Source organism: Dactylosporangium sp. CA-052675 (assembly GCF_050947935.1).
Classification (GTDB): domain Bacteria; phylum Actinomycetota; class Actinomycetes; order Mycobacteriales; family Micromonosporaceae; genus Dactylosporangium.
The window spans coordinates 5,329,950-5,342,071 of sequence record NZ_CP192010.1 but is presented as its reverse complement, the minus strand read 5'-3'; the positions used below and the strand labels follow the sequence as shown (position 1 = coordinate 5,342,071).

General features: G+C 70.4%; 12 protein-coding genes. 7 read left to right on the top strand and 5 right to left on the bottom strand.

Annotation, left to right across the window (positions count from 1 at the left end; all coding sequences use genetic code 11):
- Nucleotides 1-127: 127 nt before the first annotated feature.
- The gene (locus ACQP1P_RS24560) at nucleotides 128-1,363 is read right to left on the bottom strand and encodes an NAD-dependent epimerase/dehydratase family protein (protein WP_433072926.1); all 1,236 of its coding nucleotides are present in this window, start codon (nucleotides 1,361-1,363) and stop codon (nucleotides 128-130) included.
- A 78-nt stretch (nucleotides 1,364-1,441) separates the two neighbouring features.
- Here ACQP1P_RS24560 and ACQP1P_RS24555 point away from each other — a divergent pair, with 78 nt between their 5' ends.
- Entirely contained in the window at nucleotides 1,442-1,867 is a 426-nt protein-coding gene (locus ACQP1P_RS24555; RefSeq protein WP_433072924.1) for a MarR family winged helix-turn-helix transcriptional regulator, read from the top strand.
- 348 nt (nucleotides 1,868-2,215) lie between these two features.
- Here ACQP1P_RS24555 and ACQP1P_RS24550 read toward each other — a convergent pair whose 3' ends face one another.
- Complete coding sequence (locus ACQP1P_RS24550) at nucleotides 2,216-2,746, bottom strand: general stress protein (protein ID WP_433072922.1); 531 nt, start codon at nucleotides 2,744-2,746, stop codon at nucleotides 2,216-2,218.
- Nucleotides 2,747-3,204: 458 nt separating this feature from the next.
- Here ACQP1P_RS24550 and ACQP1P_RS24545 point away from each other — a divergent pair, with 458 nt between their 5' ends.
- The 4 genes from ACQP1P_RS24545 (at nucleotide 3,205) to ACQP1P_RS24530 (ending at nucleotide 7,019) form a co-directional block, all read left to right on the top strand.
- Entirely contained in the window at nucleotides 3,205-3,447 is a 243-nt protein-coding gene (locus ACQP1P_RS24545; RefSeq protein WP_433072920.1) for a PspC domain-containing protein, read from the top strand.
- 241 nt (nucleotides 3,448-3,688) lie between these two features.
- Nucleotides 3,689-4,363, top strand: a complete 675-nt coding sequence (locus ACQP1P_RS24540) for an alpha/beta hydrolase (RefSeq protein ID WP_433072918.1) — start codon at nucleotides 3,689-3,691, stop codon at nucleotides 4,361-4,363.
- Between the two features lie 844 nt (nucleotides 4,364-5,207).
- The gene (locus ACQP1P_RS24535; RefSeq protein ID WP_433072916.1) at nucleotides 5,208-6,470 is read left to right on the top strand and encodes an ATP-grasp domain-containing protein; all 1,263 of its coding nucleotides are present in this window, start codon (nucleotides 5,208-5,210) and stop codon (nucleotides 6,468-6,470) included.
- Between the two features lie 288 nt (nucleotides 6,471-6,758).
- Nucleotides 6,759-7,019: a hypothetical protein gene (locus tag ACQP1P_RS24530; protein ID WP_433072914.1), complete on the top strand. Its 261-nt coding sequence runs from the start codon at nucleotides 6,759-6,761 to the stop codon at nucleotides 7,017-7,019.
- A gap of 875 nt (nucleotides 7,020-7,894) precedes the next feature.
- On the opposite strand, the gene ACQP1P_RS24525 is transcribed toward ACQP1P_RS24530, so the two are convergent.
- From ACQP1P_RS24525 to ACQP1P_RS24515, 3 genes are all read right to left on the bottom strand, one after another.
- A complete protein-coding gene (locus ACQP1P_RS24525; RefSeq protein ID WP_433072912.1) occupies nucleotides 7,895-8,530 on the bottom strand; it encodes a nucleotidyl transferase AbiEii/AbiGii toxin family protein in 636 nt (211 codons plus the stop codon).
- Nucleotides 8,531-8,813: 283 nt separating this feature from the next.
- The gene (locus ACQP1P_RS24520) at nucleotides 8,814-9,152 is read right to left on the bottom strand and encodes a hypothetical protein (RefSeq protein ID WP_433072910.1); all 339 of its coding nucleotides are present in this window, start codon (nucleotides 9,150-9,152) and stop codon (nucleotides 8,814-8,816) included.
- Between the two features lie 53 nt (nucleotides 9,153-9,205).
- The gene (locus tag ACQP1P_RS24515) at nucleotides 9,206-10,279 is read right to left on the bottom strand and encodes an AI-2E family transporter (RefSeq protein ID WP_433090112.1); all 1,074 of its coding nucleotides are present in this window, start codon (nucleotides 10,277-10,279) and stop codon (nucleotides 9,206-9,208) included.
- 159 nt (nucleotides 10,280-10,438) lie between these two features.
- On the opposite strand from ACQP1P_RS24515, the gene ACQP1P_RS24510 reads away from it, so the two are divergent.
- Complete coding sequence (locus ACQP1P_RS24510; RefSeq protein ID WP_433072908.1) at nucleotides 10,439-11,164, top strand: lysophospholipid acyltransferase family protein; 726 nt, start codon at nucleotides 10,439-10,441, stop codon at nucleotides 11,162-11,164.
- Complete coding sequence (locus ACQP1P_RS24505; protein WP_433072906.1) at nucleotides 11,161-12,096, top strand: acyl-ACP desaturase; 936 nt, start codon at nucleotides 11,161-11,163, stop codon at nucleotides 12,094-12,096. Before ACQP1P_RS24510 ends, ACQP1P_RS24505 begins: the two co-directional genes overlap by 4 nt.
- Nucleotides 12,097-12,122 lie beyond the last annotated feature (26 nt).

Below are 12,122 nucleotides of genomic sequence, written 5' to 3'. Positions count from 1 at the left end.
CCTGCATCGCCACGTTCCGCCTCCGACCCCCACAACCTAGTATCCTAGGACGCCATGCGGGGTGTGGCCTCGGTCGCCCTGTGCGCCGACGTCTCCGGTTTCTGGTTCGAGGCGGCGGTGTCTGCGGTCAGCGCGCCCGTCCGGCCGCGAGCCAGTCGAGATAGTCGGGTACCGCCCGGTCGAGGGGCCAGGACGGCACCCACCCTTCGGCGGCGAGCCGGGCCGTGTCGAGGCAGGGGATCGGCCCGGGGCCGGAGACGCCATCGGCGAGCGGCAGCACGACTTCCGGGTGCACGGCCGTGATCGCCGCGACGACCTCGGCGTTGGTGGTCACCCGCCCACTGCCGACGTTGTACAGGCGATGCCGTAGTCCGGGCGCGGTAGCCAGTAGCGCGAGAGCCGCGCCGCAGTCGCGCGCGTACAGGATGTCGGCGCCATCCCCGCCGTACACCGCCCCGCCGCTCCCACCGCTCCCGCCCGCACTCCCGCCGCTCCGACGCGCACTCCCGCCGCGCCTGCTGCTCCCACCCATACGCCCGCCGTCTCTGACCGCGCTTCCGCCGCTCCCGCCCGCATCCCCGCCGCGCCTTGTTGCACTCCCGCCGCTCACTGCACCGTGGACGCCGCCGGTCGGCTCGTCTGCGGTCTTGTTCGCGACCGTGTGGGCTTGGGGGGCCGCTTCGTGGACCGACGCCTGCTCGGTCGCGGCGGCCTGGACATGCGCCGGGTTGGTTGCGCCCGGCTGACTCTGGGTGGCCGTGTCGTGAATCGGCGTCGGCTCGGTCTCGCCCGACCGGATCTGGGCCGCCGCGTCGTGGATCAACGCCGGCGCGGCGATGAACGGGCTGGACGGACGCCCCTGCGGCCCCCAGATTCCGCCGATGCGGGCAACGACGACGTCGAGCCCACTGGCAAGGGCAACGATCTCCGCGATCTTCTTCGACGCCGGAATCGGATGCGGCGAGGCGAGGGGGAGTGGCGCGTCCTCCCGCCACGGAGTTTCGTCGACACCCGCGTAGATCCCGATCGTGCTCGCCAGCACCACGCGGTCCACGCCCCACGCGGCCGCCGCGCGCAGGATCGCAAACGCCGAGGCCGTGTTCTGCTCCAGGTCGTCGAGCGCCGTACCCTCACCAAGCGGCGCCGCCGCGAGGTGCACAATCCCCGTGATGCGGTGTCGCCGCCCGAGCGCGAAGAGTGACTCCGGATCAGTGCAGTCCACGGTCGCCGCCTCCATCGCGGACGGCAAGATTCCCGACGACCGTGGGTGACGAGAGGCCGGCAACACCGGCACGCCGAGGTCGTACAGCGCGCGGGTGGTATGGCTGCCGATGAAGCCAAGCCCGCCGGTGACCAGGATCAAGACGCACATCTCCCCAGGTAGCCGCAGATTGATAGCGTGCTAGCGAAATGTAGCCCGGGAACTCGTTAGCATGCAACCGTGGCTGACCTGATCCGCCTGCTGACCCGCGCCCAGAAGCTGCTGCGCGCGGCGGCCGACGAGGCGATGAGCGAGCACGGCGTACGGATCGGCCAGAACCTCGTCCTGGAGGTGCTCTGGACCGACGACGGACTGTCACCGGGCGAGCTGGCCACCCGCTTGGGCGTCACCACCCCGACAATCGTGAACACCGCGACACGCATGGTGAACGACGGCCTGATCGAGCGCCGCCCCGACGCCTCGGACCGGCGCCTGGTCCGGCTGTACCTGACGGACAAGGCCCGCGCCGCCGAGGCCCCCATCGCGGAGGCGCGCCGCCGCCTGGCCGACCACGCCTTGGCCACGCTGACCGAGGAGGAGCGCGCCGTCATGGAGGTGGCCCTGCAGAAGATCATCGACCGGATGCAGTCGCCGCCACCGCCCTGAACTCGGCTGAACTCGCCGAACTCGGGCTGAACTCGGGCGACCCGCAGGCCCGCGGCGAGAGTTTACTTGCCGATGACGAGGGGTTACATGCCGACGACGGCTGGTGATGGAGCACGCGACGGCCGGCGACGGCGCGGGTCGTTACGCTCCGGCTCCTATTTGCTTCGGCCTTATGGGCGGCGACGGCACGCTCCGGCCGCTATGTGCCCTCGACCCACTGGGCGGCTCCGGCGCCGAACGGTGGCTTCGGACCTTCGAAGTCCTTTGGCGGGCGGTGGTCGCGGCCGAAGGGCTTCGCCTCCACAGGTTGCGCGCCGATGCGACGCGCAACCTCGTGGATGCGGAGGGTCAGTTCGCGGCGCGCCAGTTCTGCCGCGTGATCAGCACGCGGGCCTCGTCGGCGAACTCGGCCTCGACCGTCACCGCGTACTGCCCGGCCTGCAGGGAACTCCGCGACGTGAAGTCCCGCCTCCCGCCGGTGAGCGCATGCGCGATGGCCCCGAACACGCCACCCCACAGCGCCCCGACGAGGATCGTCGTGAGCAGTACGCCGATCCAGCTCGAGTTGCTGAACAGCGTGAACAGGATGCCGACGAAGAGCCCGAACCAGGCCCCACTGGCGACGCCGGCCAGCGCGGCACGGCCGACGGTGAGCCGCCCGAGCACGTTCTCGACGAGGCGCAGGTCGGTCCCGATGATCGCGGTCCGCTCGACCGGGAACCCGTTGTCGGACAGGTAGTCGACGGCCTGCTGCGCACCGGCATAGTCCGCGTACCGGGCGACGGTCACAGTGCTGCGCTCGAGCTCGACGAGCTCGCCGATGTTCGGATCGGGCTCGGGGGAGGCGGCGGGAGGCTCTTCCAACGGTGGGGTCGTCATGCGGGCCAGGGTAGAGATGTCCGCGGTGTCCCGCCCGGTACGCAACAACCAATTGCGTACCTCGTCATCAGCCCGGCATCGATTCTTCCCCTCCGTCGACCCCCGCTCACCAAGCGTGCACGTCGAGTCCGCCCGGCCGCGAATGCCGGACCGGCACGATCTGTCAGCCGAGCCGCACAACGACCTCTTGGTTCGCCGGTGGTCCGGTCGGGGTTGGGCAACCGGTGCCCCGGTCAGGCGTGGGCAACGGGTGTCCCGGTCAGGGCTGGGCAGCGGGTGGCCCGGTCAGGCGTGGGCAACGGGTGTCCCGGTCAGGGCTGGGCAGCGGGTGGCCCGGTCAGGGCTGGGCTGCGGGTAGCGATGCCGGCACGGCGTGGCACCGTCGGGGTGAGGACTCAGGGGTACCTCCGGGCGTCACCCGAGGTCGTCGGGGCACTTCGGCGGGCAACCTTGCAGACATGACCGAAATCAAGCGGCTTCGCCGATCGCGAGCCGACCGGACCGTTGCCGGCGTGCTGGGCGGCATCGCCGAGTACCTGGGCACCGACCCCACCATGGTTCGCGCCGTGTTCCTGTTGTCCATCCTGCTGACCGGCGGCGTGGCCGTCCTGGCGTACCCGATCCTGTGGCTCGTTATGCCCGAGGCCCCGCCGTCGCCGGTGAGTCCAGCACCGAGCGATCACCTGCCGTTCGGCGCGTGAGTTCGCCGACTCCCTCTCCGTGATTCCTCGGCTCCCACACCGGACGTATCCGCGCCCACCTCGCCTGCCGTGCCCTGCTCTGCAATGCGCGAGAGTCTGCCCGCGAGCCCGCGCCGAGTGATCACCTGCCGTGCGGTGTGTGACTTGCCCGCGAGCCCTGCGCCGAGCGATCACCTGCCGTGCGGTGCGTGACTTGCCCGCGAGCCCTGCGCCGAGCGATCACCTGTCCTATGGTGCGTGAGTGGCCCGTAACTCCCGCGTGACGATCCAGTCGCGGATCGTGGCGCCGTCGGCACGTCCGGCGAGCGGCACGGTACTGCTGGCGCACGATGGCCCGGAGTTCGAGCGAGTCGCCGGCCTGACCACCCGGTTCCCCCACGAGCACGTCGCACTGTTGTCGCCGGGCAGTCGCAACGAGTGGTATTCGGCGAATCCCGCCTACGCCGCCGCCCTCGTCCACGATGTGTTACCGAACCTGCCGCCCGGCCCTGTCGTCGCTCTTGGCGCAAGCCTGGGCGCGCTCGCCCTCCTGCACGCCGAGATGCGTTATCCCGGCAGCTTCGCCGGGCTGTTCCTGCAGTCCGGGAGCTACTTCACCGCCGAGCTCGACCCGCAGGAGTCGGACTTTCCGTGGTTTCGCCGCATCCTCGCCTTCGTCCAGCGCGCCCGCCCCGTCGGATGCCGCGTTGTCTTGACGTGCGGCCGGGACGAGGAGAACCTGCTCAACAACCGGGCGATGGCCACCCGCCTCGGGGTGCCACTGCTCGAGGTGCCGGGCGGTCACTCGATGACCACCTGGCGTGACGCACTCGATCCCCATCTGCACCGCCTCTTGCGGGAGGTCAATGATGACCACTCCGGAACCCACCGTCACCATCTCGGCATCGCCGCGCCCGGCGCCAACGGCAGCGGCTGACCCGCTCGCGGCACCTTGGAATGCGGCGCCGACCGGCCCAGCAGCGGCTGACGCGCAGGCGGCCCCGTTGCGAACGGCGGCGGCCAGCTCAGCACCGGCCGACGCACCAGTTGCCGCATTGCCAGCGGCGGCCGACCCGCTCGCGGCATTGTTGCGGTCGGGCTCGGCGCACGCGGCATCGTCCGCGACGGCTGAGCCGCTCGCGGCATCGTTGATATCGGAGTTGGTGGACCCCGCTTCGCCTGCGGCGGCCGACCCGCAGCCGGCGCCGCCGGTGGCGTCCGGACCGGCATTGTCACCTGCGGCCGGCGACCTGATCAACAGCCCGTCATCGCGCCAGGCGACGACGGCGCATGCATCCGCGCCGCTCGGGCTCGACGCCACGCTGTCTCTGTCGGTGACTGCGGCTCACGACAGAGTGCCGGTTCCTGCCGTGCACGGCGAAGTCGCGGTTCCCGCTGTGGCCTCGGGGAGTGCTCCTGCCGCGTACGACGGAGTGCCGTTTCCTGCCGCGGCGTCGGGGAGCGCTCCTGCAACGCACGACGAAGTCCCGGTTCTCGCCGTGGCCTCGGGGGGTGCGGCTGTCGCGCACGACGGAGTGCCGGTTCCTGCTGCGGCGTCGGGGAGTGCTGCTGCTGTGCACGACGAGGTCTCGGTTCCTGCCGTGCACGACGGAGTGTCAGTTCCTGCTAGGGCCTCGGGGGGTGCGCCTGCCGAGCGCGACGGAGGGTCGGCTCTTGCCGCGGCATCGGCGAGTGCGGGTGTCGCGACCCCAGCAGTAGGCGACGCGCGGGCCGGCGTGTGGTCTAGTGGCGGCGTCCCGCGGCAGCGCGGGGTCGATGCGATGGCGGCGGGGGAGAGCGGCGGGGAAGGCGTGCGGGAGCACCTCGTCGGGCTGCTGCTCGGGACCGAGCAGGACTGGCCGCGAGCGTACGAGACGCTTGCTGAACGGCTCGGGACGATCACGGCTGGTGATGGGAGCCGGCATCGGCTGCGGACCGAGCGGGTGACCATCGAAACGTTCAGTCTTCGTGACCGTCCGGCGCATCAGCTGGTCATCGACCGGCTCGCCTACTGGTACTACCACCCTCGCGAGTGGCTCAAGAAGATCGCGCTCATGGACGACGTGTACCTGCTCAACAGCCCGTTCACGTTCCAGTCCATGGAGAAGCACGCCGCCTACTGCGCCATGATGCGGCTCGGGCTGCACGTGCCCGAGACGGTGCTCGTGCCCTACAAGAACCCGGTCGACCACGCGAAGTGGGCGTACACCGCCGAGCGCTACAACCGCCCGTTCGACCTCGACGCCGTGGCCGAGCGGCTCGGGTACCCGCTGTTCATGAAGCCGTACGACGGCGGCGCCTGGGTCGGGGTGTCCCGTGTCGCCGACAGCGAACAGTTGCACGCCGCCTACGACCAGTCGGGCGAGCGGCTCATGCACCTGCAGCAGTCGGTCGAGCACTACGACGTGTTCACGCGGTCGCTGTCCGTCGGCCCCGAGACGATGGTCATGAAGTTCCGGCCCTCGCTGCCGATGCACGAGCGGTACGAGGTCGCGCACGGGTTCCTCACCGACGAGGTGGGAGACGAGGTCGTGACGATCTCGAGGCTCGTCAACGCGTTCTTCCGCTGGGAGTTCAACTCCTGCGAGTGCCTGGTACGTGACGGTGTGGTGTATCCGATCGACTACGCCAACGCCTGCCCGGATGTCGCGCTGACGAGTCTGCACTACTACTTCCCGTGGGCGATGACGGCGTTGCTGCGCTGGTCCGCGTTCTGCGTGGTGACCGGCCGGCGTCCCCGGCTGGACATGGACTCGGCGCGCTACTTCGAGATCGGCGACAACACGCCGGACTACCGTGAGAAGCTGCGCGGCTACCGGGCGCTCGCCGACGAGTACTTCGACGTCGACCGCTACCGCGAGTTCTGCGACACCGCCCTGCGGCACGTCCCCGAGCTCGTCGCGGAGTGGGTCGCCTCCGCGGAGTTCGACGACCTCCTGGTGAGCACCGTCCGCGCGACCTATCCGGAGCACGAGCACGAGCGCTTCGTCGCGCACTTCCGCGGCCTTGTCGGACAGTGGCGGCACGAGAACGGGCCGAGTTGACGCCTCGCGTGTGCGTTGACGCCTCGCGTGTGACTCGCTGCCCAAGGCTGGGGCACGGGCGGTTTCCCCGCCTACCGTCCTGCCGTCATCGGCCCGTGGCGCCATGCAAGCCGGCAACGGTAGCGGTCGCCGCGCGCTGACGACGGGTGCGTGACGTGGTTCACGAGGATCCTTCGCCCGAACCGGTGACGCTGTGGTCGTGCGCGTCACAATCCGTAGTTCGTGCTGGTAGGCGTGCGTACCGTCGGGGGTGTCAATCGTTGCTGATCGCTGTGAAGGAAGTCGTGCATGGGTCCGTACGAGCACCCGGCCTGGTGCGCCAGGGGTCACCGCTGCAACCTCGGCGAGCACCGGGCTCATCCGGTTGTGATGCAGGTTGACGGGGTCGGCAAGGTGCTGATCACCCGGGTGCTGGGGAGCAACGGGCGGGAGCGGATGGAGGTGACGGGGTCCGCGTACCTCACCACCACTGGGCAGGCGGCGACCCGTCAGGTTGACCGGACGCTGCGGGGTTTTGCGCACGTGATGGCAACGGCCGCCGCGCGTTGAGCGCTCCGTGATGATCAAAACACGTCACCGTTCGGATGGCGGAGCCCCGTCTGATTCCGTTCCGGCGGCACGGATCTGCAGGGCGGGGGCTGTTCCGGTGGCGTCGAGCGGCGTGGCTCGTGCGGCGGTGCTGGTCAGCGTGGGGCCGGGCGCGTGGACGGTGGTGCAGGGCGGGGGCCGTTCCGGGGGTGTAGGGCGCCGCGGCTCGTGCGGTGGTGCTGGTCAGGGCGGGGCCGGGCGCGTGGACGGTGGTGTAGGGCGCCGCGGCTCGTGCGGTGGTGCTGGTCAGGGCGGGGCCGGGCGCGTGGACGGTGGTGTAGGGCGCCGCGGCTCGTGCGGTGGTGCTGGTCAGGGCGGGGCCGGGCGCGTGGACGGTGGTGTAGGGCGCCGCGGCTCGTGCGGTGGTGCTGGTCAGGGCGGGGCCGGGCGCGTGGACGGTGGTGTAGGGCGCCGCGGCTCGTGCGGTGGTGCTGGTCAGGGCGGGGCCGGGCGCGTGGACGGTGGTGTAGGGCGCCGCGGCTCGTGCGGTGGTGCTGGTCAGGGCGGGGCCGGGCGCGTGGACGGTGGTGTAGGGCGCCGCGGCTCGTGCGGTGGTGCTGGTCAGGGCGGGGCCGGGCGCGTGGACGGTGGTGTAGGGCGCCGCGGCTCGTGCGGTGGTGCTGGTCAGGGCGGGGCCGGGCGCGTGGACGGTGGTGTAGGGCGCCGCGGCTCGTGCGGTGGTGCTGGTCAGGGCGGGGCCGGGCGCGCGGACGGTGGTGTAGGGCGCCGCGGCTCGTGCGGCGGTGCTGGTCAGGGCGGGGCCGGGCGCGCGGACGGTGGTGCAGGGCGTAGGGCTGTGCCGGGGCGTAGAACAGCGCGGCTCGTGCGGCAGCCGGTCAGCGGGGCCAGGCGCGCAGACGTTGGCGCAGGGCGGCGATGCGCTGCTCGTCCAAGCCGTAGAAGGCGAACCGTCCGTCGTCGAGGCGGTCCAGATAGCGGCCCGCGGCGACCACGTCGTCGAACTCCAGGGCCGGGTCCTGGCGGCGGGCCAATTCGAGCAGCCGGCCCACCGAGTAGCGCTCCATCGCCGCCGCGACGTCGATGTAGTCGCGTACCTCGCGGCGGTTGATCAGCGCCGCGACCTTCGTGGCGATCAGGTCGTCCAGGTGCATCACCGGGCCGACGTCCATCATCACGGGGCTGTGCTGGCGGTCCAGGCGGGAGAGCGTCAGCCGTACCGTCTGCGTGCCGTCACCCACCGTGAACTCCCGCTGGTCGAAGCCGGCGAACAGTTCCAGCAGGTCGTCGGCCTCCTCCTCGTGGACGGTGTACCCGGCCTCGCGCAGAGCCGCGCAGACCGCGTCGGCGGCCGCCCCGGCCGCGCCGTCGGTGTCGGTGAAGAGGTCGACGTCCTCGGTCGGGCGTTCGACCAGGCCGTTCATGAGCCAGGCGAAGCCGCCGCCCAGGACGAAGCCGTGCCGTTCGGCCACGGCCAGGGCGACTCGGGCCACATCGGTGTAGAAGGGGATCACCTGGCGTCACCGGATGCGGGCGTTGCCGGTCGAGGCGGTCGCGGATACCGGCTGTGATGGCGAGAGCGCGGAGCGCACTGCACCGTAGGGCTGCGGCCGGGCGACGGCAGGGCGGACGGGCGGACCGGGGCTGCATCCTCCGCGCGTGACGGTGAACGTGCCGACCGCGCCATCACGGCCAGGTCACCGGCAGCACGACGGGCAGGATCGCCTGTGCCGGCCGGCGGAGACGACGCACCGCCGCCGGTGGTGGAAGCCGACGATCCTGGGCGTCGCGACGGCGTCACCGGCTGCGCAGGGCCGCGTGGCGGGCCTCCCACGCGTGGCGTACGCCCTGCGGCAGGTTCAGCTCCGGCCAGACCCGCACCAGGATCTTCTTGTTGAGGAAGCGGCGCAGCTCATCGTGGCGGATCGCCTCGCGCAGGACGTTCTCGTACATCCACAGCAGCAGGTCGTGGTTGTCGAGGTCGAACGCGCGCTGCGGGTTCCACATCAGCCGCTGCGGCAGCTCGACGATGCCGCGCACGGGTCCGCGCAGCTCATCGAGGGTGCGGGCGACGAGCGCAGGGCGGTGCGGGCGGGCCAGATAGGCCAGGGGTCCGCGGGCCGGCTCGTCGTGCATGGCCGAAGTGTACCTGTATTCCGCATTCTCAGAACATCAGCATTCTCGGAACATCAGCGCGCGTTCTGCCGCGGAATGACGACCTCGCGGAAGATGAGCTGAATCGCGGCGACGACGGGAATGGCGATGAGCGCGCCGACCACGCCCATGAGGGCCACGCCGACGAGTACCGAAATGATGGCGGCGAGGTCGGAGACCTTCACGGCGCGGCGCATCACCGTGGGATAGATGAGGTAATTCTCGACCTGCTGGTAGATGACGAAGAAGATGACGCACGCGATGCCGGCCTGCAGCGACGTCGCGAACCCGACAATGGAGACCACGACCGCGCCGAGCGTCGCGCCGATCTGCGGGATGAGGTCGGTGATGGCGACGAGGACGGCGAGGGCGTACGGATAGGCGATCCCGAGAATGAGCAGGAACACGAACGACGAGAGCCCCGCGACGACCGCGATCGCCAGCGCGCCGCCCAGGTAGGCGCCCACCTTGGCCAGGATCTCGTCGCCGAGCAGCCGCACGCGCTCGCGGCGGGTCGCGGGGACGAGCTTGTAGCCGCCCTCCTTCAGGCGGTCGAAGGCGGCCATGAAGTACAGCGTGAGAATGATGACCGTCAAGATGTTGAAGACTGCCGAGAACGCGACCTGGACGCCGCCCCAGACCCCGCCCAGCGCCTTCGTGACGTTTCCGGCGGTGGCGACGCTCTTGAGCTGGTCGAGCAGCTGGTAGTCGTCGTTGAGCTTGTTCAGCTGGTCGTTGCGCTGCAGATTGTCGATGTAGTGGGGCAGGTTCTCGACCAGGTCGTTGCTCTGCTGCACCAGCGGCGGAATGAGCGCCACGATGCCGCCGCACAGCACCAGCATCGCGCCGATGCCGACCGCGGCGACCGCGAGCCCGCGGGGCACGCCCCACTTCACCAGCCGTACGACTGCGGGGTTCAGACCGATGGCCAGGAACATCGCGATGAAGATGAGGATGAGGATCGCGCGGACGTTCTGGACCGCGAGATAGGCGCTGTAGGCCAGCAGCAGGCCGAGCCCGGCGGTGAATCCGATGATCAGCGGCGAGCGGCGCATCGGCGGCCCCGGCTTGCCGAAGCGTGACGGCTCCTCGACGATCACGACCTCCACCTCGACGTCGGGCGCGTCCTGTTTCGCGTCGTCGTCGGTTCGCTTCGCGGGCGCGGCGGGCTCCAGCACCTCGTCCTGCACTGTGAACTCCCTGGGAAGTCAGATGGTCTTGAGGCAGGGTACCGGGTGTGCGCACAGAATGACCGCTAGCGTTAGTGCATGGCTGATGTGGTGTACCCCCCGGTGATCGGGTTCGCGCGGACGATGTTCCGCGCGCTCAATATGAAGATCACGATCGAGGGCGAGGAGCATGTGCCCGCGACCGGGGGCGCCGTGATCGCCTGCAACCACATCTCGTACCTCGACTTCATCTTCTGCGGCCTGGGCGCCCGCAAGTCCAAGCGCCTCGTGCGGTTCATGGCCAAGGACTCGATCTTCCGGCACCCCGTCGGCGGCCCGCTCATGCGCGGCATGCACCACATCCCGGTCGACCGCGACGCCGGCATGGCCTCGTACAAGGCCGCCCTCACCGCGCTGAAGGCCGGCGAGGTCGTCGGCGTGTTCCCCGAGGCGACGATCAGCCAGTCGTTCATGATCAAGGACCTGAAGAGCGGCGCCGCCCGGCTCGCCGCGTCCACCGGCACCCCGCTCGTGCCGATGGTGCTCTGGGGCACCCAGCGCTTCTGGACCAAGGGGCAGCCCCGTAACCTCACGAAGCGTGGCGTCGCGATCAGCATCATCATGGGTGAGCCCCTTCGCCCCCAACGGCGCGACAATCAAGACTCCGTGACCGCTGAACTGCGGGCGCGGATGACGTCGATGCTCGAAAAGGCGCAGCGGTCGTACCCGCAGCAGCCCGACGGCCCCGATGACACCTGGTGGCTCCCCGCGCATCTGGGCGGGACCGCACCCCTTCCTGCCGTCTACGAATCGGAGGCCCAGTGACCCCGGCCGAACCCACCGACCTGCTCGTGCTGCTGCGCGAGCTCGAACCCGTCGTCGAGGCGAACCTCGACCGCCACCTGGCCACGGCCAAGGAGTGGTTCCCGCACGAGTACGTGCCGTGGAGCGAGGGCAGCAACTTCGACGGTGTGCTCGGCGGCGAGGCGTGGGAGCCGGGGCAGTCGAAGCTGTCCGAGGTCGCCCGGATCTCCCTCGTCGTCAACCTGCTCACCGAGGACAACCTGCCCAGCTACCACCACGAGATCGCCACGGTGTTCGGCCGTGACGGAGCGTGGGGGACCTGGGTGCACCGGTGGACCGCTGAGGAGGGCCGGCACGGTATCGCGATCCGTGACTACCTGCTTGCCACGCGTGCGGTCGACCCGGTCGCGCTGGAGCGGGCGCGGATGACGCACATGGAGGGCGGCTTCCACAACTCGTACGACGGGCTGATCGAATCCGTCGCCTACGTCTCGTTCCAGGAGCTCGCGACCCGCGTGTCGCACCGCAACACCGGCACGATCTCCGGCGACCCGGTGTGCGAGCAGCTCCTCGCCCGCGTCGCCGCCGACGAGAACCTGCACATGATCTTCTACCGCAACCTGCTCCAGGCGGCGTTCGACCTCGCGCCCAACACCACGATGCGGGCGCTGACCAGGGTGGCGACGTCGTTCCAGATGCCCGGGCACACGATCGAGAACTTCGGGCGCAAGTCCGTGCAGATCGCGAAGGCCGGCATCTACGACCTGCGGCTGCACCACGACGATGTGCTCACGCCGGTGCTGCGGCAGGTGCGCGCGTTCGAACGGGATCTGTCCGGGGACGGTGCCGCGGCTCGCGACGAGCTCGCGACGTTCATGGCCGACCTCGATGCGCAGGCCGCGCGGTTCGTCGAGCGGCGCGAGGCGCAGCGGGCGCGGGCCGCCGCCGTCTGATCGGTCGTCGCCGGGCTCGCTCGCCG

Coding starts and splice junctions, on each gene's coding strand:
- ACQP1P_RS24550 (WP_433072922.1), bottom strand. CDS start 2,746: ATGACGACCCCACCGTTGGAAGAGCCTCCCGCCGCCTCCCCCGAGCCC.
- ACQP1P_RS24545 (WP_433072920.1), top strand. CDS start 3,205: ATGACCGAAATCAAGCGGCTTCGCCGATCGCGAGCCGACCGGACCGTT.
- ACQP1P_RS24535 (WP_433072916.1), top strand. CDS start 5,208: ATGGCGGCGGGGGAGAGCGGCGGGGAAGGCGTGCGGGAGCACCTCGTC.
- ACQP1P_RS24530 (WP_433072914.1), top strand. CDS start 6,759: ATGGGTCCGTACGAGCACCCGGCCTGGTGCGCCAGGGGTCACCGCTGC.
- ACQP1P_RS24520 (WP_433072910.1), bottom strand. CDS start 9,152: ATGCACGACGAGCCGGCCCGCGGACCCCTGGCCTATCTGGCCCGCCCG.
- ACQP1P_RS24510 (WP_433072908.1), top strand. CDS start 10,439: ATGGCTGATGTGGTGTACCCCCCGGTGATCGGGTTCGCGCGGACGATG.